Source organism: Paenibacillus caseinilyticus, assembly GCF_027533645.1.
GTDB classification, from domain to species: domain Bacteria; phylum Bacillota; class Bacilli; order Paenibacillales; family NBRC-103111; genus Paenibacillus_G; species Paenibacillus_G caseinilyticus.
In genome coordinates this window covers 39,683-64,172 of record NZ_JAQAGY010000021.1, presented here as the reverse complement: position 1 = coordinate 64,172, position 24,490 = coordinate 39,683, and the positions used below count along the sequence as shown (strand labels likewise).

8 protein-coding genes and 2 pseudogenes are annotated in these 24,490 nt (G+C 58.1%); 9 read left to right on the top strand and 1 reads right to left on the bottom strand.

Annotation, left to right across the window (positions count from 1 at the left end; genetic code table 11):
• Positions 1–33: 33 nt before the first annotated feature.
• Positions 34–600, bottom strand: a complete 567-nt coding sequence (loaP, locus tag O9H32_RS24915; protein WP_269868885.1) for an antiterminator LoaP — start codon at positions 598–600, stop codon at positions 34–36.
• A 418-nt stretch (positions 601–1,018) separates the two neighbouring features.
• On the opposite strand from loaP, the gene O9H32_RS24910 reads away from it, so the two are divergent.
• From O9H32_RS24910 to O9H32_RS24880, 9 genes and pseudogenes are all read left to right on the top strand, one after another.
• Entirely contained in the window at positions 1,019–1,762 is a 744-nt protein-coding gene (locus O9H32_RS24910) for a 4'-phosphopantetheinyl transferase family protein (RefSeq protein ID WP_269868831.1), read from the top strand.
• Positions 1,759–5,019, top strand: a complete 3,261-nt coding sequence (gene fabD, locus O9H32_RS24905) for an ACP S-malonyltransferase (protein WP_269868830.1) — start codon at positions 1,759–1,761, stop codon at positions 5,017–5,019. The genes O9H32_RS24910 and fabD overlap by 4 nt, the downstream gene beginning before the upstream one ends.
• 87 nt (positions 5,020–5,106) lie before the next feature.
• Positions 5,107–6,171 (top strand): histidinol-phosphate transaminase, encoded by a 1,065-nt coding sequence (hisC, locus tag O9H32_RS24900; protein WP_269868829.1) that lies wholly within the window; start codon positions 5,107–5,109, stop codon positions 6,169–6,171.
• A 112-nt stretch (positions 6,172–6,283) separates the two neighbouring features.
• Complete coding sequence (locus tag O9H32_RS24895) at positions 6,284–12,388, top strand: beta-ketoacyl synthase N-terminal-like domain-containing protein (protein ID WP_269868884.1); 6,105 nt, start codon at positions 6,284–6,286, stop codon at positions 12,386–12,388.
• 30 nt (positions 12,389–12,418) lie between these two features.
• Positions 12,419–19,831 (top strand): annotated as a pseudogene (locus O9H32_RS24890) (SDR family NAD(P)-dependent oxidoreductase); the annotation flags it as partial.
• A 210-nt stretch (positions 19,832–20,041) separates the two neighbouring features.
• Positions 20,042–21,805, top strand: a pseudogene (locus tag O9H32_RS32960) (type I polyketide synthase); the annotation flags it as partial.
• 33 nt (positions 21,806–21,838) lie between these two features.
• Positions 21,839–23,020: a phosphopantetheine-binding protein gene (locus tag O9H32_RS32955; protein ID WP_406627376.1), complete on the top strand. Its 1,182-nt coding sequence runs from the start codon at positions 21,839–21,841 to the stop codon at positions 23,018–23,020.
• Entirely contained in the window at positions 23,021–23,269 is a 249-nt protein-coding gene (locus O9H32_RS24885; protein ID WP_269868827.1) for an acyl carrier protein, read from the top strand.
• Positions 23,247–24,473 carry a beta-ketoacyl synthase N-terminal-like domain-containing protein gene (locus O9H32_RS24880; protein ID WP_269868826.1) on the top strand — a complete coding sequence of 409 codons (1,227 nt, stop codon included), beginning with the start codon at positions 23,247–23,249 and terminating at the stop codon, positions 24,471–24,473. The genes O9H32_RS24885 and O9H32_RS24880 overlap by 23 nt, the downstream gene beginning before the upstream one ends.
• The last annotated feature ends 17 nt before the right edge of the window (positions 24,474–24,490 follow it).

The following is a 24,490-nucleotide window of genomic DNA, read 5'->3' as shown; positions in this document are numbered from 1 at the left end:
AAGAAGACGTGCCGGCAGGCAGAGTTACGGGGGCTATAAGGGCGCACTTTGCTCTATGGAAGGGTATACGATCTGAATGCCCACCTCAATGGACCGGCATTCACCAAGGAAAGGAAGCTGGAGCGTAGCGCGTTGTTTGTGCCGGTCCACTTTTTTGATGAATCTTTCCCTTCCGCGAAGAGGGCCGGAGACAACCTGAATTTGTGAATGAACGTGCAGTCGGATGGTGGAGTAATCCATGACATCTGCTTCGTCGAGGAGCTCTAGCAGAGGGGCGATTTCCCACTCCGGTATGGAGGAGAGCGTGAAATATTCCAGTGGTTCATTACTGCTGTTTTTTTTGTGCGTTAACAACTGCAGCACATGGGGAATTCTGCGCAGTGTGTAATACAGCTCTGGATGTAAGCTTGTTCTGATCAGCACGTATCCGGGAAACATGTTGCGTACGGTATGCCGGATTAGTCCCAGCTTTCTTTCAGGAACTCTGCGTTTGGGAACCAAGGATGTTAGAACAGATTCCGCGAACTCCTTTCTCAAGCAATGCTGGACGGTATCTTCCTGTCCCGATTCTACAAATAACGCGTACCAATGCACTAACATCATTCCTCAATTCTATAAAAATTTGGATAAGGGTTCACATATTATACCAAGGATTTAATGAGAAATTTGTCGCAAAATGGAATCAATAATATAAATTGACACTTTTCGTCCTGTCGGATAAGATATCCAAGAACATTCAAATTTACATAGCCAGAATTCCTGCTTTATAGCAGATTCGTAAGCATTCAGACATAGACCAGGTTATCTTTAATCGACGTTGCGGCGCGTTAGGGTGTCATTGGTTCACATAAATATATGGGTAGTGTGCATGCTTGCAGATGAGCGGGGGAAGGTGCATCCGCAGGGCATGTTTTTTGTGATGTCCAGCGCACAAGAGGGAGGTGCTGCCGGTCTGGCACAGGAGCAGAACAGGCAATTAGACGCGCTTCTTCATCAGGGATGCAGCATTTGTCATTTCTTGCTGTTTACGCCGCAGAGACGGTATAAGGCGGTACTGGCAGCCTGCGCAACCGCTGATGTGCCGGATGAACAGGCGGGGTGGCTTCATGCAGGCGAACTGGCGTACTTGGACAAGCAGACTTTTGAGAGGCGCAGGCGCAGTTATTTGGCCGGGCGTTATGCTGCAAAACATGCGGCAGCCGCCTGGCTCAAGGGAGGCATCCCCCTGAGGGACATTGCTGTTCTGCACGGACTGCTGGAGCACCCGGTCGTCACCGTCCCCGGGCATTCGAACGTCCAAACCAGTATCACACATGTGGATCGAGCGGCCTGTGCGCTTGCATTCCATGAGGACATTCCGCTGGGAATCGATCTGGAACTCATCCGGGAGGATCGAACCGATGCGATGGACAGCCTGCTGACCGCAGCAGAGCGAGACGCCCTCCGACAGCTCCCCTATGCCCGGAGTACAGCACTGGCGCTGCTGTGGACGGCGAAGGAGGCTCTCTCCAAGGTGCTAAGGACCGGGTTGACGATGCCCGTTTCTTGTTATGAGACCCTGCACCTTCAGGCAGAGGAGATGATGATGCAAGGACAATATGTCTGTTTTCCGCAGTACCGGTTCACTGCGTTCGTAGCAGGCCCCTCTGCCGTTGCTATCGCTTATCCCCGCGATGCAGTGCTGGAAGCTTCCGAAGGTGGCACAGCCTCCTTTATTTCAGGCATCTCGAACACATTCTCAATTCCGGGAGATCCGCTATGAGCAAACCCGTTGTATTCATGTATTCTGGCCAAGGCTCCCAGTATTACGGCATGGGAAGGCCGCTCTTTGAGAAGGAGCCGGTGTTCGGGGAGTGGCTGCACCGGCTGGATCAGGCCGCTTCCGCCATGCTGGGTTCTTCCGTACTTGATGTGGTGTATGACCGGAACCACTCTGGCTCCTTCACCCGAACGCTATATACGCATCCGGCGATTTATATGATTGAGATTGCTTTGACGAAGCTCGTTGAATCCAGGGGCATAGTTCCGGATTATGTGCTGGGCGAGAGCCTTGGCGAGTTTGCCGCCGCCGCTGCTGCCGGATTCATAGGCTGGGAGGATGGCATGGAGATGGTCATTGAACAGGCTAAGCTGCTGGAGTCCGGCTGTGCTGGAGGGGGGATGCTCGCAGTACTGCATGAGACCGGGTCCTCTGCCGAGATTCCCTCCTCGCTCGGGCAGCTCGAGCTTGCCGCCCGGTTATCCGAAGGGCATTATGTGCTCTCGGGCTTAGAGGAGGATGTCCGCTCTATGGCGGGCTATCTGCGCCGCAGTCATGTGGTGCACGACAGGCTGCCGGTCTCCCATGCGTTTCATTCGCGGTATATCGATGATGCCGCACAGGCTTATCAGCGATACTTGTCAGGCAAAAGCTTCCAAACAGGCAGAGTACCGATTGTGTCGGGGCTGGACGGTTCGCTTCTCCAAGAGCTCCCCGGAGCGTACTTCTGGAACGTGATCCGTCAGCCAATTGCCCTTCGGGACAGTCTGGCAACGGTGGAGTCTCTCGGCCCCGCCTTCTTGATCGATCTTGGACCGTCCGGGGGGATGGCAGGTATGGTGAAGCGCCGTCCTCACTCCAACTCGGTTTTGGAGGCCATGTCCATTCTTACGCGCTTCGGACAGGAAACCGCTGGCTGGGACCGCCGGATCCAAGATCTCAGCATCAGCATACAAGCAACAAAGTCTATGGCTATTAAAAAGGAGGTAGGGCCCATGAAGGCATTTGTGTTTCCCGGCCAGGGATCGCAGCACCGGGGAATGGGAGAGGGGCTGTTCGACAAATATCCGGATTTGACGGCTCAGGCCGACCGGATCCTGGGATACTCCATCAAGGAATTATGTCTCGAGGATCCGGAAAGTCTGCTGGGGCAAACCCAGTACACTCAGCCTGCGCTCTATGTTGTCAATGCGCTGCATTATCTGGAGGAGGTCGAAAAGTCGGGTCCCCCTGATGTAGCCGCAGGCCACAGCCTCGGGGAATACAGTGCGTTATTTGCTTCCGGCGCATTTGATTTTGAAACAGGTCTAAAGCTCGTGAAGCAGCGGGGGGAACTGATGAGCGGTGCGAGCGGAGGCGGTATGGCCGCCGTGATCGGACTGGCTGAGAAGCGGCTTACGGAGGTGCTGTCGGACCGGGGGTTGGATCTGATTGACATCGCCAACTATAATTCGTTGTCGCAGATCGTGATTTCCGGACCCCAATCGGATATTCCCCTGGCGCAAGAGGCCTTGGAGCAAGCGGGGGCCCGCATGGTAATTCCACTGAAGGTGAGCGGTGCCTTCCATTCCCGGATGATGAATGATGCGGCGGAGCGCTTCGCGGTCTTCCTGGATGGCTTTCACTTCGGGCCGACGAGCTATCCCGTCATTGCCAATGTGACGGCCAGGCCCTACAGGCCGCAGCAGCTGAAGCCGCTGCTCGCCAGCCAGATCACGCATTCGGTGCAGTGGACAGATACAATCCGTTATATGATGGGACTCGGTGTCGAAGACTATAAAGAAATCGGCCCCGGGAATGTGCTCACCAAGCTGATTGCCTCGATCCGAAAAGAGGCGCTGCCTCTGCAGATTCAGCAGGAGGCTGTTGATCATGCAGAAGAACCGCCTGGCCTTCCAGAGGAGGCTGCAGCGGAGGACAGCATCGGAATGACGCTGGGTGATGCCGAGTTTAAAAGGGACTACGGCCTCAAGTACGCCTACATTGCGGGAGCGATGTATAAAGGAATCGCGTCTGAAGCCATGGTCGTACGTGCCGGGAAGGCCGGTATTCTAGGGGTGTACGGGGCAGGCGGGCTGAGCCCCGATCGGATCGAAGAGGCGCTCTGCAGCATAAAGGAGCAGCTGCCGAACGGAGAGCCCTACGGTTTCAATCTGCTGCATGATCCCGACCGCCCGGACAGGGAGGAGCAGCTGGTTGATTTATATCTGAAGTACGGGGTGCGGGTCGTGGAAGCCTCCGCTTACATGGGCGTCAATGCTGCACTGGTCCGATACCGTGCGGACGGTCTGCGTCGCCTGCCGGACGGAAGCGTGACCGCAGACAACCGCGTGATTGCCAAGATCTCGCGGCCCGAGGTGGCGGAAGCGTTCCTGAATCCCGCCCCCCATCGTATCGTCATGAAGCTGCTCCAGGAAGGCATCATTTCTCCGGAAGTGGCCGAGTGGCTGCAAAGGGTTCCGGTCGCGGATGACATCTCCGTCGAGGCGGATTCGGGAGGACATACGGATCACCGTTCCCCTTACACGCTCTTGCCTACTATCATCCGCCTGCGGGACACGATCATGAACCGCTTCCGCTATGACAAGAGGATCCGCGTGGGCGCTGCAGGGGGAATCGGAACCCCGGAGGCGGCGCTCGCCGCTTATGCCATGGGCGCCGATTACATCGTCACGGGCTCCATCAATCAATGCACCGTGGAGGCCGGTACCAGTGATGCGGTCAAGGACCTGCTGCAGCAGGCGGATATCCAGGATATGGATTATGCTCCGGCAGGGGATATGTTTGAGCTGGGCTCCAAGGTACAGGTGCTGAAGAAAGGCGGCTTCTTCTCGGCCCGTGCGAACCGCCTGTACGAAATTTATCGTAACTATGATTCGGTCGAACAGATCGATATCGGAACCCGCCGGATGATCGAGGAGAAGTTTTTCGGGAAATCCTTCGAAGAGGTATACGGCGAGGTTCAAGCATACAAGCCGCCCGGAGAGCTGGAGAGGGCCGAACGGGATCCGAAGTTTAAAATGGCGCTGATCTTCAAATGGTACCTTGCGATGACCAATCTCGCAGCGATAAAAGGGGATCCGAAGCAGCGCGTCAATTATCAGATCCATTGCGGACCAGCCCTCGGCGCATTCAATCAGTGGGTCAAAGGGTCGGCTATGGAAGACTGGCGGCAGCGTCATGTGGACGATATCGCCCGGCAGCTGTGCGACGAGACCGCCGGTCTGCTGCAGCGCCGTTTCCTGCAGCTCGCCACATAGAAGCAAGATAAATACCGCCTGCAGCGCCAGCTGCAGTGCCCTTGCTTTTCTTAACGATCAACCTTTCGCGATGGCAGGAGGTCAACTATGTATATCAAACCGTCTATAGAACAGCTTGAGCCTTACGTGCCGGGGATTCAGCCTCCCATGAACGGAAGGGTCATCAAAATCAACGCGAACGAAAACCCGTATCCGCCGTCGCCCTGTGTAAAAGAGCTGCTAAGCAGCTTTGATGCTTCAGAGCTCCGGTATTATCCCGACGCAGCAAGCCAGCCTTTAAGGGAGCTAATCGCAGCGCATTTCGACTTGCCCTACGGGCACGTGTTCGCCGGTAACGGTTCCGATGAGGTTATTTCCTATTTGTTCCGCGTCTGCTTCGAGGAGCATGATAGGATCGCTACTCCTTATCCTACCTATACGTTGTACAAAACCATCGCCGATATTCACCGCGTACGGACCGCGTTTGTTGAAACGGCTGACGATTTCACCATCGATGTAAAGGCGCTGGCAAGAACGGGAGCCAAGGGGATTTTTATTGCAAATCCGAATGCGCAGACCGGGCTGATGCTGCCCCTGGCTGAGATTGAAGAGCTGCTGCAAAGCTACGACGGGCTGGTCGTCATCGACGAAGCATATATCGACTTCGCTCCTGCCGGCTCATCCGCCGCCAGCCTGATCGGCCGGTACCCGAATCTGGTGGTGCTGCGCACCTTCTCCAAGTCCTATTCCTTATGCGGGATCCGCGTCGGGTTCTGTCTGGCTGATCCTAAACTTGTCGGAGCGTTGGACAAGTGCAGAGACTCCTACAATGTGAGTCATCTCAGCCAGCTGCTTGCGGCGGCGGCCTTCGAAGACCAGCCCTATTTGCAGTCGACAACCCGCAGGGTTATCGCTACCCGGGATCGGGTCTCTCAGGAGCTGGTGAATCTCGGTTTCGAGGTGACGCCCTCCCAGGCTAATTTCTTGCTGTGCAAACCCGTTCCCTATACAGCGAAAGATCTCTATGAATTTTTGAAAGCCGGGCAGGTGTATGTCCGTTATTTTGACAGTCCCAGACTGTCCGATAAGCTGCGGATTACGATCGGCACGGAAGAGGAGATGGATGTCCTGCTGCAGCTTATACGGCATTACGCCGATGCAGCCCGGTCGTAAGCGCATCGCCGGGTCAAGCATGACCGGGCAGGGCCAGATCAACAGATTCAGACAGACAGACTGAACCGTCAAGGTTCAGTCTCTTTTCTATCTCAGGAGGCGAAATAACGTGATGGAGCTGAAAGGCAGCGAGAACGAGACACAGGGGGCAGCGGCCAGGCAGGAAGTGGCCATTGTGGGCATGGCGTGCCGATTCCCTGGGGCGGAAGATTATGAAGAGTATTGGAAGCTTCTGGTTTCCGGCCGCTCCAGTGTGGACGAGATCCCCCCGGAGCGATGGGACTGGTCGGCCTACTGGGGGGATAAGCATGGGGAGGGCAATACCAGCTATAGCAAATGGGGCGGGTTTCTGAAGGACGTCGATGCCTTCGACCCCGGTTTCTTCGGTTTGTCGGCCCGTGAAGCGGAAACAATGGATCCCCAGCAGCGCATCATGCTGGAACTTGCGTGGAATGCGCTTGAAGACGCGGGGATCGTTCCTTCCCGGCTGTCCGGCACTAGCGTCGGCGTATTCACCAGCGCGTTTAATTATGATTATAAGGAGCTGCAGGAGCAGCCTTCCCGGATTATTCAAACGTATCATTCCACGGGTACCGCTTCCACGGTCATCGCGAACCGCATTTCTCATTTCCTGAACTTCAAGGGTCCAAGCGTCACGATCGATACCGCTTGTTCGGGCTCTATGAACGCGATTCATGCGGCGGTGCAGTCGCTTCAGACGGGCGAATGCCGGGTAGCCCTTGCTGGCGGGGTGAATCTCCTCTTGACCCCGACGCGGCATATTTCATTCGCGAAGACAGGAATGCTGTCACCGACAGGTTCCTGCAAGACGTTCGATGACAGCGCCGACGGCTATGTCCGCAGCGAAGGAGCCGGCATCCTGGTGCTCAAGCCGTTGTCCCTGGCACTGGAAGATGGGGACCGGATTTATGGCATTGTCAAAGGAAGTGCCATCAATCACAGCGGCAAGACGCACACGTTGACTTATCCCAATCCAGAGGCCCAGGCCGAGGTCATCTGCGAAGCATACCGCCGGGCCGGGGTCTCCCCCGCTTCCGTCAGCTACATCGAAGCCCACGGCACCGGGACGCCCAAGGGAGACCCGTTGGAATTCCAGGGGCTGTGCCTTGCTTTCGGGCAGCTTGCGGCGGAGGAAGGCGCTGAACTTGGGAGCGGTTACTGCGCATTAGGCTCCGTGAAGTCCAATATCGGTCATTTGGAAGCGGCAGCCGGTATTGCGGGTGTGGTGAAAACGCTGCTTGCTTTCAAGCACAGGCAGCTGCCGAAGATCCACCATTTTCAGCGGCTCAATCACCGGATCAAGCTGGAGGATACGCCTTTTTACATACTCAACGATACGGTAGCATGGGAGAAATCGCACGATGCGCAGGGGCGCCCGCTGCCTAGAAGAGCCGGAGTCAGCTCGTTCGGATTCGGGGGCACGAATGCGCACCTGCTGCTGGAGGAAGCGCCGGCAGCGCTAGAATTGGCGGAGCGGAAGAGCCCTTACCATCTCATCTGCCTGTCGGCTAAGACCGAGGAGGCGCTGAGAGAGAGAATGAAAGCCCTGAGGGCGTGGATCGGCATCTACGGCGAGCAGCATAACCTGCACGATCTTTGCGCAACCCTGCTGGCAGCCAGAGAACAGTTCAACGTAAGATCGGCGTTTGTCGTCTCCTCTCTGCAGGATTTGAGCAATAAGCTGTCGGGTGTATTGGAAGGCAAGGAGCCGGAGGACAGCTATTTTGGAGTTACGAATACTGATCAGACTGTATCCGTCAGCCCGGCCGATAAAGTCCGAGCCGTTCTCTTCAGGAGGGCCGGGAGCAACCGGGCTCACAAGAGCAGATTGGCAGGTCTGGCCGAACGGTATGCCGGCGGAGAATGTTGGGATATGCCCGAGATCTTCAAGGGGACGGCTTACCAGCGTCTTGCTTTGCCGGGTTATCCTTTCGCTAGAGAAAGATATTGGCTGACGCAGCCGGAGCAGCCCATGCCTGCGGACCGGAAAGGGATTGACGGTGCCCCCGGTCAGGCGGATGTTCTTCACCCCCTCCTGCACCGCAATACCTCCACGCTGCAGGAGCATCGGTATACATCGGTCTGGTGCGGACAGGAGAAGGGATTTCTTGTGGAGGGATCATCTTATCCCGGTGTCAAGGCGTGGCCGATGCAGCTGCTCGAGATGGCTCGGACAGCGCTGGCGTTATCCGATACGGACACGAATCGTCCCGCCTGCTTAAAGCTGCAGGATATCATCTGGCCGGAACCGATCACTGAATGCGAAGGCGGGCAAGAGGTGCATACGGCGCTGGTGCCGCTGCCCGGCGGCACAGTCGGCTTTGAGATCTACCGGGAAGCGGGACCTGCTCCTTCCGGCATCATCTACTGCCAGGGCAAGGGACATTGGGAAGCGGCGGAGGCTGGCGCAGCCGCTGTCCAGCTGCCGGACAGCGGGTGGACAGCGGCTGCTCTGCCGGAGCATCTGCCGTATGTTAAGGAGGTACACACCGACGGAACACGATATGCGCTTCGTCTTCAGCTGGCGGCGTCTTCTACAGAGGAGCCTGCATCTTGGACGCTTGATCCGGCAATGTTGGAGGCAGCGGTTGAATCCGCGCTCTGGTGCGATGACGCTGCAGGCAGACGGACGGCTCGGCATGCGCACCCTGTGTCGCTGACGGAGCTGAAGCTGTTCACCCCGAGCGGCGGGGAGGTGTGGCTGCTTGTTCAAGCGCAGAGGCGCAAGAGCGGGGAAGGCACACTAAGTTCGGATCTGCTGTTCTGTGATATGAATGGGAATGTCCGCGCAGCGATCAAGGGTCTCGAGCTGCGTCTTCTTCCTGCCGTAAGTAAGCAGGAAGCTGATGGTCTTGAGGAGAGCCGAGCGCTGCGCTGCCTCCAAAAAGGTTGGAAGCCGCATCCTCTGACCAGCAAGAAGCCCTTCAGTGGAACCATCGCCGTGCTGGCCGGTCCCGGCACGGAAGACATCGGCTCCGAGCTGAAGCGAACGCTTGAGGCCCATCGAGTGGAGGTGCTGACAGAACCATCATTACTCAGGGGAGCCCAATATGGTGCCTGGATCGATATCACGGGATGCGGGTCGGAGACGGAACACTCCTGGGAGTGGATTAAGGCCCTCCAGGAGGCTGTGGCCCATGGCCGTGACAAAGGGCTTGTTGTGCTTGGCGTGACGAAAGGACTCGAGCTGCTGGAGAACGAATCGGTTCTCCGGACAGGAGCGGATCGGGCGGGGCTGTACCGGATGCTGCAGAGCGAATACAGGCAGCTGGTCTCCAGGCACATCGATGTGGAGGCTTCCGCCTCTGCCGGGGAGATTGCCGCGATCATTGCAGATGAACTGGAGTCGGATGCCCAGGAATACGAGGTTTGTTACCGGAAAGGGTGCCGGTACGAGGCGGAGCTGCAGGAGATCGGTCTGCCTCAGCCGGCCGGCAGCCGTGCGTCTTCTCTCGACTTCACTGACCAGGACGCGTTGTGGATTACAGGTGGGACGCGGGGGATTGGTTTCCTCTGCGCGAAGCATTATGTAGAGCGCCACGGCGTCAAGCGGCTCGTGCTGTGCGGAAGAGAAGAACTGCCTCCGCGTGAGCTGTGGGATGAAGCGGCCGGCTCGTCCAGCAGGGATAAGATTGACCGCATAGTGCAGCTGGAGGAGCTGGGCGCTGAGGTTAAGGTGCTGTCCACACCGCTGTCCGACCGCGAGGCGATGACGGAGCAGGTACGCCGTATCCGGAGTGAGTGGGGCCCGGCAGCCGGCGTAATTCATTGTGCGGGCAGCTGGGATTTGGATAATCCGGCGTTTATCAGCAAGCCGCTTGATACGATCAAGCAGGTGCTGGAACCCAAAACGGCTGGAGTGGATGTGCTGCTGGACTGCTTCAAGGAAGAGCAGCTGCGGTTCTTCGTGCTGTTCTCATCGGTTTCGGCCATCATTCCGACACTTTCAGCCGGACGAAGCGATTATGCTATGGCGAACGCCTATATGGACTATGCGGCAGCGGCAAACCAGGGGAGCTTGCCGGTCGTCAGCGTGCAGTGGCCCAGCTGGAAAGAGACCGGGCTCGGCGAGGTCAAAAATAAGGCTTACGACGATACAGGGCTGCTAAGCATAACCAATCAGGAGGGACTGCAATGGCTGGACAGGATCATTACCAGCGGCATTGGACCTGTCGTGATGCCGGCTGTCGTGCGTCCAGAGAACTGGGAGCCCGCAAGGCTGCTGGAACGTAGTGCAGCTGCCCCCCGGAAAGATGAGGTTTCGATCCCATCTGCTCCGGACAAGGCGCTGCCAAGCCCGAATATCAACGATGAAATAACGGAGCGGACGGAAGTATGGCTTACGGGGCTGTTGGCTGAGGAGCTAAAGACCGAGCCTGCCAAGCTGGGAAGGGATATGCGGTTCGGAGACTTCGGCATGGACTCGATTATGCTGGCGCAGGTCGTAAGGAAGATGGACCGGACGCTCAAGACCGTGTCGGTTGATCCCGCCGCATTTATCGAGCATGGGACTATCGCGGGACTGGCCGGGTATTTGGCAGAAAGTCATCCGGAGGCTCTGTCCCGGCTTCTCTATCCGCAACAGGCCGCTGAAGAGGAAGGGGACCCTTCTCTCCAATCGGTGGAAAAGCGGGATCTGACATCCGCAGAGGACGCTGCCCCTCATGGCAGCGGATCGGACGGCACCACATCCCCCGCCGGCAGGCCGGTGAATTCCATAAGGAGGCAGCCTGCAAACAAGGGCGCCGAAAGCCGCAAGAAAGTTGCTGTAATCGGCATGGCCTGCCATTTTCCGGGGGCGCAGACGCTCGAGTCTTACTGGAACAATCTCCGCTCCGGGACGGACTGCATGGGAGAAGTGCCGCTGTCACGTTGGGATTGGCGGCGGTATTACGAACCGGGACAGCATAAGGAAGGCAGAAGCATCAGCAAGTGGGGGGCATTCCTGGAGCAGATTGAATATTTCGATCCGGCTTATTTCCATATTGCGCCTACGCTGGCAGAGCAGATCGATCCGCTGCAGCGGCAGTGGCTGGAAGTAAGCGCCGAGGCGCTCGCCGATGCCGGGTTTGGGAAACAAGACTTGTGGGGAAAACGCGTCGGTGTTTTTGCGGGTACTCGCACCAGCAACTTCGGCAGCAAGTACTGCGGAACTACCAAGGATGTGCTCGTAGCGACCGGTCAAAACTTTATCACCGCCCACCTGTCTCATATTTACAACTTTAAAGGACCTAACATGGTCGTTGATGCAGCCTGCGCAAGCTCGCTTACCGCCATTCATCTGGGGGTACGCGCCATACAGAGCGGGGAGGCGGAAGTTGCGCTTGCCGGCGGCGTGGAAATCCTGCTCGATGAGACCATGTATCTTGATCTCAGCGCAGCCAAAATCTTGTCGCCTGAAGGACGCTGCCGCACCTTCGATTCCTCGGCCAACGGCATCGGGCTGGGGGAGGGCTGCGGTGTGCTCGTGCTGAAATCCCTGGATGCGGCTATCGCAGACGGTGACAAGATCTACGGGGTCATCGATGGAACCGCCGTCAACAATGACGGAAACACCATGGGTGTCACTACGCCGAATCCCGAAGCACAGCGGGAACTGATCGAAGCGGCTATCGAGGACGGCGGGGTTCATCCCGAAACCATCACCTATGTGGAGGCTCATGGAACAGGAACACTCATCGGGGACCCGATTGAACTCAAGGCGCTCACCCAGGTTTTCGGCCGATTCACAAGCAAGAAGCAATTCTGCGGGGTTGGCAGTGTGAAAACGAATCTGGGGCATCTGTTAAGTGCAGCCGGGGCGGCAAGCATCATCAAGGTGCTGCTGTCTATGACGAACGGTGAACTGCCGCCGACGCTGAACTGCAGCGAGCCGAATCCGAGGTTCCACTTCGGGGAATCTCCTTTCTTTATTGTAAGAGAGACCCTGCCGTGGCAGGGTGAGAGGAATGTGCTGAGGGCGGGTATTTCCTCGTTTGGTCTTGGCGGGAATAATGCCCACCTGATCGTAAGCAATGAAGGGATACCGCATGAGCTCCGGGCGAACATGACGCCAAAAGGCGGTAAGGTAGTATTCAACCGTCAGCGGTACTGGCCCAAGCCGCCGGTTTCCGAGCAACCCTTGCAGACATCCCTAGAGGCCGAGACCGAAGATGCCTTTGCGGGATTTTTTGAGCCTGTCCGGCTGACAAGATAAAGAGCAAACCCAAGTAAGGAGCATAGACAAATGATCAGTCAAATGCAAACGCAGGAAAGCTACGTTCAGCGGATTTCGCATGCCAACTATATCGTCAGAGACCATCTCGTCCACCAGATACGCACACTGCCTGGTGTTACGCTGCTGGATATGGTGTACCGTCTGGTCCTGCCTTATCTGGGAACGCAGGCGGTCGAGCTAAAAAACATTCTGTTCATCCAGCCGGTCGTCACTTCGGAGGCTTTTGACCAGGAGGTCAACGTTACGTTCATTCCGCAGACGGATCATTTCCAAGTAAGGGTTACGAGCAGGAAGGTACGGGGCTCCGAGGTCGCGGATCCTGAATGGCGGGCTAACATGGAGTGCTTGTTATATCCTGGGATGGAGCAAGAGAGGACGCGGAGCGTCAGGGACATCCGGGGTCTCATTGCAGGTGCCGACCGGAAATGGGACATGGATGAAATATACGCTGTGGCCAGGAAAGCCGATATCCAGCACTACACTTTCATGAAGACGCTTGGCACTGTTTACCGGCGGGAACAGGAGGAAGTCATGGAGCTGAAGCTTGGAGAGCTTGCGGAGCAATACCGCTCCAAATTTCACGCTCATCCGGCTTTCCTGGACGGCTCTACCTTTGCGGGCTATTCCTTCAGGCTAACCGGCGAACGAGACCTGACATTTGATTCCACCAAGGCTTATATTCCGTTCATGATCGGCCGGTTCCGCATATATAAGCAGCTGCCTGACACAATCTACACCTATACGCGTAGAAGTCCGATGGAAGAAGCGGGCCTGCGGGAGGGCCTCGATGTGTTCTCTACCGACCTAGAGATCCGTGACGCAGCCGGCGAGCTGCTGGTTGAATTCGAGCGCTTGACCCTCAAGCGGATCCGTGATCTGCAGTCGATTCATCGGCTGGTGCGGCTCGATGGGGAGGAGACGATCGCAGAAGCCGTTCAGGAAGCGGCCCAGGAGGCCGTCTCCAAGCAGAAGCAAGACGGGGAGCAATCCCTGTCTTACGAGCTCCTGGAGCCTGCCCGTCTTGCAGAAGCATACTTAAAGGAACAGATCGGTCAAGTTCTCCAAGTAGAGCCGGCAACGCTTGATCCCCAGACAGGATTCTACGATCTGGGCTTGGATTCCACGCAGCTGCTCGGTCTGGTGAAGCAGCTGGAACGGCGGCTGGATGCGCAGCTCTATCCGACGCTGTTATTCGAATACGCCACCATTGAACGGCTCGCGGATTACCTGGCGGGGCAATATGGTACCGCATTCGAACGGTTCCGGGTGGCTGCTGCCGGTTCACCGGTAGACGGGCTGGCCTCCCGTGCTATGGAGCCTGCTCAGGACGCGCCAAGCCCGCTGGATCATTCCGGTACCGCAGCCGACGCCACCAGCCGGGACGATGCGATAACGGAAAGCCGGCTCTTGCTGTATGAGCGCCACTGGCGGCGTGCACCCCTGGAAACGAAAGTGCCGGCCCCAACTGCAGAAGGCGATATCCGGCAGGATGCTGCGGCGAAGCATGTAATCTGGCTGTTCGGATCGGCATCCCGGCTGGAAGAGAGCCTAAAGCCTGCCCTGGCTGTACGATTCCCGGCGGCGGGAGTTCTTGCCGTAGATTCCTCCCAAGCGGAACCGGCGGAACGGCTCGGCGAGATGTTCAAACGCTTTCTTGAGCATCTTCAATATGAGCTCCAGCAGCGTTCGGCCCAGGAGATCCGCTGCCTTATTGTGGCGGATGGGGATGACGAGCTCGGTGATTATGCGGCTGCCTTGGAGGCGATGCTGAAGACGGCCAAGCTCGAGCAGCCTCGGCTGGGAGGCAAGGTGCTCATTATCGAAGGCCTGGCACACCGCTCTTTGTCTGATCTGGTGGGGATTGTTTCGCAGGAAGCAGCCGCTGATCGGGCTTGGGAGGAGACTCTGTTGTACAGCGGAGAGCAGGTGGAGCGCTATGCCCGCCGATGGAGTCCGCTTCGCAGAAGCACTGAGGGGCTTGAGACGGTATATAAACCCGGTGGCGTCTACGTCATCACAGGCGGCCTAGGCGGACTCGGCCTGCTGGTTGCGGAGCATATTGCTGCGCAGTGCTCGGTGAAACTCGCGCTGATCGGTCGCTCGCCGCTGCGCGCCGCTCAGGAGGAGCGGGTAGAGCGGCTGCGGGGGCTCGGTTCGGAAGTGCTGGTGCTGCAGGCGGATATGGGCAGCGAAGAGGACGTGACTCGTGTTTATGAACAGATCAAGCAGCAGTTTGGAGCCGTCAGCGGCATCATCCACAGCGCCGGGGTCATTAAAGACGAGTATATCGTGCGCAAAAATACGGACGAGCTGATTGAAGTGTTCAACCCGAAAGTGAAGGGGCTGTATCTGCTGGATCAGGTGAGCCGCCAGGACGCGCTAGATTTCTTCGTGCTGTTCTCCTCCATCTCGGCCGTCCTGGGCAACATAGGACAGGCCGATTACGCAAGCGCCAACGCGGTCATGGATGTATTCGCAGCCAAACGCCGGAGGCTGGCCGGGCAGGGGGAACGAAGCGGAGTGACTCTCTCCGTCAATTGGCCGTTGTGGTCCGGAGGGGGCATGCAGATCGATCCGGAGATGGAGCGAATGCTGTTCGCCTCATCCGGAATGAGGCCGCTGCCTGACAAAGAAGGGCTGATGGCGCTGGATTGGGCGGTGGCCGAGGGAGCGGCGCAGACGGCTGTTCTGTACGGGGACGAGCATCTGATCCGGAGCACGGTCACCGGCGCTGAAGAGCTGTCGGCAGGAAGCGATGAGCAGGATCACATCGAAATCAGCTACGGGCCGGATGATATTGCTGTCATCGGTTTGTCGGGACGCTATCCGCTGGCCGGCAGCATACGGGAATTCGAAGCGAATCTCCGCAGTCAGCGGGATTGTGTAACGGGGTTCCCGCGGGAGCGGTGGCATGGACACGATTTCGGTTATGAAGTCGATCAATTCTATAAGTTCGGCGGCTTTGTGGACGATATTGACAAGTTTGATCCGCTGTTCTTCCAGATGTCGCCGAAGCAGGCGGAGACCACGGATCCGCAAGCGAGGCTGTTCCTGCAGGCGGCCTGGGAAGCATGCGAGGATGCCGGTTATGCCCAAGACCGGGCGGAACACCATTATGTCTCCGGTTCGGAGCAGACGGTCGGCGTGTTTGCGGGTGTATTCTGGAGCCATTATGAGCTGCTTGGCGCAGATTTAGCCCACAAGGGCGTACCGATGTCCTTCGGCAGCAGTCCTGCAGCGATTGCCAACCTGGTCTCCTACAGCCTGAATCTGCATGGCCCGTCGATGGCGGTGGATACCATGTGTTCTTCCTCCCTGACGGCCATTCATTTGGCGAGCCAAAGCATCCGCACAGGCGAGTGCCACTTTGCCCTTGCGGGTGGGGTGAATCTGGTTACGCATCCCCATAAGTATATGTTCTTGAAGCAGGCGCAGTTTCTGGCAACAGACGGGCGCTGCCGCAGCTTCGGAGAAGGGGGCGACGGATATGTGCCGGGAGAAGGCGTTGGGGTTGTCATGCTCACGACCGTTGCCCGCGCAGAACAGGAAGGTTATCCGATCTACGGGGTGATCAAGGGGTCGGCGCTTAATCATGTCGGCAAGACATCCGGAGCTACCGTGCCCGATCCCGTTGCCCAATCCGAGGTAATCCGGGAGGCGCTGGGACACGCCGGGATCCACCCGCGCACCATCAGCTACATCGAAGCCCACGGCACCGGGACCTCGCTCGGGGATCCGATCGAGATCCAGGGTCTGCACCGCGCCTTCTCCGATTGGACGCAGGACAAGCAGTACTGTGCGATCGGCTCCTCGAAGTCGAACATCGGACACCTGGAAGCGGCGGCCGGGATTGCGGGTTTAACCAAGCTGCTGCTGCAGTTCAAGCATGGCGAGCTGTTCCCTTCGCTGCATGCGGAGAAGGGCAACCCCTATATTCCCTTCGCTGAAACTCCCTTCTATCTGGAACGTGAGGGAGGCGCTTGGCTCAGGCCGGAACTTGAAGCGGAGGGCCGCCGAAAGGTTTACTCCCGGAGGGCAGGACTTAGTTCATTCGGCGCTTTCGGCAGCAATGCCCACCTGATTGTGGAGGAATATATTCCACGCGTCCGCTCTGCGGCGTCCCAAGGTATAGCTCCGGCCGAATCTGCCGTTGTCATTCCCTTGTCCGCCCGTTCAGAAGACAGGCTTCTGGCCCGCGTAAGGCAGCTGCATGATTATTTGAGAGGCATCGTCTCCTCTTCGAGACCGGCGGCCTCAGCACAATTGGCCAGCCTGGTGGAACAGGACATACTGGGGCTGCTGGGCCAGCTGCTGCAGGTTCCTGCAGATGAGCTTGATGCTGCCTATCCTTTCGTAGATCAGAATGTGGATACGCTGACCCGTTTCCGGCTGTGCGAGCGGATTGCAGAGCAGTGGGGGATGACGGAGTGGGAGGAGCTGGCGCCGGGAGTGAGCTCGGTTCGGGAGCTGGCCAGCCGGATCATGGATCGCTGCCGGCCGGCGGTTCTTGCCATATACTGTCCTGAAGAAGCCGCTTTGGAGACTGCAGAGCACGTAACCGTTAACTTAGAGGATCTGGCCTATACGCTTCAAACAGGAAGAGAGGCTATGGCCTTCCGGCTGGCGTTTGTTGCCTCTTCGGCTGGGGACGCCGTGAGCAAGCTCGTCGAGTTGCTGAACGGGAAGACGCCCATGGACTGCTACCGAAGCGCTGGTGCAGTCAAACCGGCTGCAGGAGCCTTGGAGCTGCATACCCGAATGACGTCAGATGAGCTTGGTACAGTGGCCGAGCAGTGGACGAAGGGAGCCCGCGTGAACTGGAAAGCGTTGTACAGCTCGCCGCCTGCGCGGATTCACCTGCCAACGTATCCGTTTGCGGCCGACCGCTATTGGGTGCCTGTTATTGGACAGGAGGCGGACACACGTGGCGCTCTGCAGCCAGGCCCAGTGACTTCCGTGCTGCATCCGCTGCTGCACAGCAATACGTCCGATCTGACGGAGCAGCGGTATACCTCCCGCTTTACCGGGGCAGAAGGGTTTTTGGCCGGTCATGTGCTCAATGGCCGCAGCGTCATGCCGGCTTCCGCATGTCTTGAAATGGCTCGTGCAGCCGTTTACGAGGCTGCAGCGCCATGGATGGCCGGGCAGCGGCAGATGACCTTCCGGAATGTGGTTTGGACAAGGCCCATCACAGCGGAGAGCTCGGAGACCGTGCTGAATATCCGGCTGCAGCCGGAAGACGGTGGGGGAATTACCTTCGAAATCTACGGTCGTGACAAAGAACTGATCTTCTCCCAGGGAAAAGTCTTACCTGGAAGCGTGTCGCAGCCGCCAAGCGTGCCGTTGCAAAATCTGCTTGCCCGGTGCAAGCCGAGTCCTTGGACCGCCGTGCAATATTATAAGGCGTTCCTGGATGCCGGACTGGATTATGGACCGGAACATCAATGCATCGAGGAAGTATATATCGGGGCGGATACGATTCTCGCGAAGCTTCGTCTTCCCGGAAGCGGAGAAGTTCCGGCTTCGGCCGCCTCCTATTACCTCCATCCGGGCATGCTGGATGCCAGTCTGCAGACGACGCTGGTTCTCCTTCAGGAGGCTGCCGGGGGCGAAGGGATGCCCCATGTTCCCCTGATCGTGCCATTTGCCCTTAAGGAGCTGTCCGTATACGGAGAAACGGCTCCGGTGATGTGGGCGGTCGCACGCCGCAGTGAGAATACGCCGGGCGGAGACGCAGCCATCTTCGATATTGATGTGTGCAGCGAATCGGGGGCCGTACAATGGCGGATGCAAGGCTTGTCCGCAAGGAGCCTGAAGCAGGAGGCGGAAGAAGGAAAGCACGGCCTGCTGCTCTGCGAGCCGGTATGGACCGAGCGCATTCTGCCTGAAGCGCTGGCCGCTACGCCTGTCCGTCATAAGGTTCTTCTTATTGGACTGGATGAGGTGGATGTCCGCCAGCTGCAAGCGCATCTGAACGGGGCAGATTGCCTGATTCTAAGCTCGAGTGAGGATCATCCAGCGCTGCAATTCCAAGATTGCGCTGTTCAGCTGCTCCAACTGATTCAAGAGCTGGTTACAGCCGGCGGCACAGGTCAAGTGCTCCTGCAGGCTGTTGTCACGGAAGATCGGAACGGCAGGCTTCTCTCCGGACTGAGCGGTATGCTTCGTACCGCACATCTGGAGCATCCCCGCCTGCAATGGCAGCTTATCGAAGCTGAAGGTGCCTTGCAAGAGAAGGAGCTCGCGGAGCTGCTTCTAACCAATGCGCAACATTCGGTTGATCAACATATTCGCTACCGGGATCACACAAGGTACATCCGCACCTGGCAGGAGCACGAGATGCCCCGCCATGTCTTGGATGCACCTTGGCAGACCGGCGGGGTATACCTCATCAGCGGAGGCGCGGGAGGGCTCGGCCTGATTGTTGCCCAAGACATCCTGGCCCATGCCGGCCGGGCGATCGTGGTGCTGGCCGGGCGGTCGGCGCTGAACCCGGCGCTCGAGAAGAAGCTGGATGAAGTGAGAGCGTCCGCGCCACTGGCTACGATCGAATACGTGCAGACGGACGTAGCAGACTTACACCAGGTCACAAGTCTTCTTGACGGGATACATGACCGTTATGGGATGATACACGGGATCATCCACAGCGCAGGCGTGAACCGTGACAGCTATTTGTTGAAGAAGACAGATAAGGAGCTGACAGAGGTTCTGGCCGTCAAGACCTTGGGTCTTGCCAATCTGGATCAGGCGAGCCGCCGGTACCCGCTTGATCTGTTCGTGATCTTCGGCTCGATTGCAGGCTCGGTCGGCAATGCGGGACAAGCCGATTACGCCGCAGCCAATGCCTTCGCCGGCGAATATGCTGAGCTGAGGCAGGAAGCAGTCACGGCGGGGCTGTGTTCGGGAAGAACCTTAACCGTAGACTGGCCGCTCTGGGAAGAGGGAGGCATGGCTGTCGATGAGGAAAACAGCAAACGGCTTCGCAAACAGCTGGGCATGATTCCTTTGCGCTCGGCTGCGGGATTACAATCGCTTTATGCGGGGCTTGCGATCGGGACATCGCGATTATTGGTGATGGAAGGGGAGCTTGGGCGCATGCGGGCCATCCTTGCGGCGAATGAGAAAGGTACGGCAGGAGCCGCCGCAGCTGAAAACGGGGGTGGCGCTGGGGCCGGAATTAAGACAGCCGGCAGCGAGAACCAAGCGCATACGGCGGCCCTTGCCCAAGCTATGCAAGGCGAGCTTGGCTCCCTGGTGTCGCAGCTGCTGAAAGTAAAGCCGACGGATATCGATCCCCAGTTGAAATTCAGCGATTACGGCTTCGATTCGGTGACACTTACCGAACTGACGAACCGTCTGAACGAACGGTATCACACGGACCTGACACCCGCCATTTTCTTTGAGTACGCTGCCCTGCACAGCTTCGCCCAATATATGGCTGAAGCTTACGGCGGACAGCTGGCGGAACAGCTGCTGCCTGCGTCGGCCCGCGGACGCGAACTTCCGGGCACGGCAGCAGATCTCAATCCCGCTGCGGCTCCTTTGCGGCTTGTCCGTTCCGCCGCACCGTACAGCCCATCCGTCTCCGTACATGCTGCTGCGGACGACAGGTGGTCCGCCGGAACCTCCGCAAAAGCCGAATCCGGGCGTGATCTCGTGGCAATTATCGGCATGAGCGGTAAATTCCCGATGGCGGAAGGTGTAGAGGAATTGTGGGCCAATTTGCTGGAAGGCCGGGACTGCATTACCGAAATTCCAGAGGGCCGCTGGGACTGGCGGGCGTACTATGGAGATCCTCAAGAGGCGAACAAGAGCAACGTGAAATGGGGAGGCTTCCTCAGCGGGATTGAAGAATTCGATCCGCAATTCTTCGGCATATCTCCGCGGGAAGCCGAGTTGATGGACCCCCAGCAGCGGCTTCTGATGACTTATGTATGGAAGGCGATCGAGGATGCCGGGTACGCAGCGGGCGCCTTGGAGGGCTCGGATACCGGGATTTTCGTAGGCACGGCGAGCAGCGGATACAGTGAACTGGCGCTGAGGGCCGGCCTGCCGGTCGAAGGTTATTCGTCAACCGGCAGTGTCTCATCGGTCGGACCGAACCGGATGAGCTATCTGCTCGATCTGCATGGGCCTAGCGAACCGGTGGAGACGGCATGCTCCAGTTCTCTGGTTGCGCTGGACCGCGCCGTATCCGCCATTCAGAACGGTGTCTGCCGGATGGCTGTTGCAGGAGGCGTCAATACGATCATCTCGCCAGTGCCGCACATCAGCTTCAACAAAGCGGGCATGCTCAGCGAAGACGGCCGCTGTAAAACATTCTCTGACGCTGCGAACGGCTATGTCCGCGGAGAAGGCGTGGGCATGCTGGTGCTGAAACGGCTGGAGGACGCGGAGGCGGACGGGGATTCTATCCTGGGTGTCGTCCGGGCCACGGCTGTGAATCATGGAGGCAGGGCCCAATCGTTAACCGCTCCGAATCCGAAGGCTCAGGCCGCGTTGCTGCAGGCCGCATACCTTAAAGCCGGCATCGACCCGCGTACCGTATCCTACATCGAGGCACACGGAACGGGAACGGAGCTGGGCGACCCGATTGAAGTCAACGGACTGAAATCGGCGTTCGAGGCCTTATATGAGCACAATGGGCTCCGGCCTGCTTCCGAGCCCTACTGCGGGCTAGGCTCCATCAAGACGAATATCGGACACTTGGAGCTGGCGGCGGGCGTAGCGGGAATCATGAAAGTGCTGCTGCAAATGAAGCACAAAACACTGGTCCGTACCTTGCACTGCGACCGGGTGAACCCGTACATCCAGCTTCAGGGCAGCCCGTTCTACATCGTCCGCGAGAATCGCGAGTGGACACCTCTGCACGATGAACAAGGCTTCACCGTGCTACGGCGGGCGGGGGTCAGCTCCTTCGGATTCGGCGGGGTCAATGCGCACGCTGTGATCGAAGAGTATATACCACAGGCTGCGCAAGAACGCCTTCCTGCTCGCGGGGAGCAAACCAAACCTGCTGTGTTCGTGCTGTCAGCCAGGAACGAGGAGCGTTTGCGTGATCTGGCCGGTGCTTGGCTGGCTTATTTGTCGGAAGGCCGATTGGAAGACGCCGGCATTCCCGACGCGACGTATACGCTGCAGACAGGCCGCCAGGCATGGGAAGAACGCCTTGGTCTTGTCGTAGAAAGCGTGCAGGAGCTGAAGAATAAGCTGGAGCAGTATCTCGGGGGGGCGGAATCGGTTGCCGGTCTGTACCGGGGGCACTCCAAGCGCGGCAAAGACATTGTCTCGCTATTTGCCGATGAGGACCTTGCAGCCGCTATTGAGGTATGGTTCGCAAAAGGAAAGTTGAATAAAATTACGGAAATCTGGGCGCGGGGGCTGAACATCGACTGGTCTCCGCTGTATCAGAACCAAAGCCCGCGGAGAATGAGCCTGCCGACCTATACCTTCGCCCGTGAACGTTATTGGTTCGGTATGCGTACAGCTCAGCGGCCGCTGCACCAGCCGGATAGCGCGCCCCTGGCAATGCATCCAGTGCGGCAGGAGGCCGGGGAAGTCAAACAGCGGGCCGGCGGCAGCATGGGCGGCACGGCAATGACTCAGGCGTCGTTTCCAGGCGTTGTAAGCGGATCAGGGGCAATAGCGTCCTCGCCGGCCATACCGGACCGGACAGCGCAGCCGGCGGCCGATAAGCCGAGGGGCATCGTGCTGCGCCCTACAGGCGCGGCACCGGATCCAGGCCTACGGTCTGATTCTACTCTTAGGACGGCGGTGGCGCTGCGTCCGCTGGATGACAGGCCGCCGGCCCCGCAGGCCGTTCCTGTCAACGAGCCGCTGCCGCAAAGACACCTGACAGTGGCATCACGGATGGAACAGGAACAGATCGTGAAGGAAGATGCCGCATCGGTACAGCAGCTGGCACAGGAGCTCGCAGAAAGCCTGGCGGACGCCCTCTTATTGAGCATTACGGACATGGATATGGACAAAAAGTTCGTCGACATGGGGCTGGATTCCATTGTCGGGGTAGAGTGGATGCGGACCATCAACCGGAAATACGGAACGGCTATACCGGCTACAAAGGTATACGATTATCCAAGCATCGGGGAGCTGGCTGCTTACTTGGCGGAACAGAGCGGCCGGTGCATGGATCAAACCGCGATGGCGGCTCCCGCTGTAATCTCTACAGCCACTGGGCGTCCGGTCTCTTGGCAGCAGCCGGAGGCTTCCCTGAACGTGCCTAGTACAGCAGCAATAAGGGATGAACTTGCCGCGAGTCTGGCAGATGCCCTTATTCTGAATATCAATGACATCGATACGGACACGAAGTTCGTAGACCTGGGATTGGATTCGATCGTGGGTGTCGAATGGATGAGGACCATTAACCGGCGTTATGGCACAGCCATTACAGCAACCAAGCTGTATGACTTCCCCACGCTCAGTGAATTTGCCAAGTATATTGCGTCACAATTGAATTCGGTGCAGGCGGTATACACTGCCGAGGGGCAGAAGACACACACCTCGGTGGACGATGTGCTTCATCAAGTGAGTAACGGAGAGCTTGACATTCAGCAAGCAGAGAAGCTGCTTATAGCCCTGGGAGGAATTTAAATGGATAAAGAACAAATCTTCCGTATTGTAATAGAGCATACCCGAGAACTGCTGCCCGAGCTGGAAGACCATGTTTTTCAATACTCAGACCGGTTGTCGGATCTGGGGGCGAATTCGGTAGACCGTGCGGAGATCGTGATGATGACGATGGAGACCTTGTCGCTGTCGATCCCCCGGGTCGAGTTGTTCGGAGCTTCCAATATCGGTGAACTGGTGGACATCATTCATGCGAAACTTCAGCTCGTCTGATGTCCTGATAACCGGAGCCGGTATTTTGTCCGCCGCAGGCCAGGGACAGGAGGCCTTTGCGGAGGCACTGCTCCGAGGCGGCCATGCCTTTGATTTCATGCAGCGTCCCGGGCGTCAGAAGAATACCCGGTTTATTGGGGCGGAGCTTCCTCCGCTCCTTCCTACCGAGAGCATCAGCAAAAGATTATGGCGAGGCCTGTCGCTTTCGGGGCAAGCCGCACTGCTGACGCTGCAGGAGGCCTGGGAAGAGGCCGCGCTGGACCAGGTCGATCCGGCCCGGATCGGTCTCATCATCGGCGGATCGAACGTACAGCAGCGGGAGCAGCTGCTGACCTACGAACAGTATGGGGACCGTCCGCTGTATACGCGGCCCACCTACGGCATGACATTCATGGACAGCGATCTGTGCGGGGTCTGCACCGAACAGTTTCACATTCAGGGATTTGCGTACACATTGGGAGGGGCATCGGCGAGCGGCCAGGCGGCGGTTATCGCAGCGGCTGAAGCTGTCCGCTCCGGGCAAGCAGACGTCGTGATTGCCTTAGGCGCGCTGATGGACTTGTCCTATTTAGAGTGTCAAGCCTTCCGCTCGCTTGGTGCCATGGGCTCGGACCGCTTCGCTGATGACCCGGCGGGTGCCTGCAGGCCCTTTGACCGTGCGAGGGACGGTTTTATTTATGGCGAAGCGTGCGGAGCGGTGGTCCTTGAGCGCGCCGAGCATGCGGCGAAGCGCGGGCAGCATGCCTTCGTGAAAGCTGCGGGTTGGGGCCTTGCGTGTGATGCGAACCGGAATCCGAATCCTTCTGTGGATGGGGAACGCCGGGCCGTCCGCAATGCACTGGCTTCCGCTGCAATCGAGCCTGGCGAGATCGATTATGTGAACACGCATGGTACCGGGTCAACCGTCGGAGATGAGACCGAGCTTGAAGTGATCCGAAGCTGCGGGCTCCAGCACGCCTACCTTAATGCGACGAAGGCGATTACGGGGCATGCGCTAAGCGCAGCCGGTACGGTGGAGCTTGTAGCCACCCTGCTTCAGATGAAGAAGTCCAGACTTCATCCGACCCGCAACCTGGAGCAGCCTATTGATGAAACCCTGCGATGGGTAGGGCCGGAAGCGGTAGGGCGAGAGATCCGCAGCGCGCTGAAGCTTAGCATGGGATTTGGCGGAATGAACACCGCCGTCATATTACAGCGATTATGAACTGAAAGCAGGGAGTA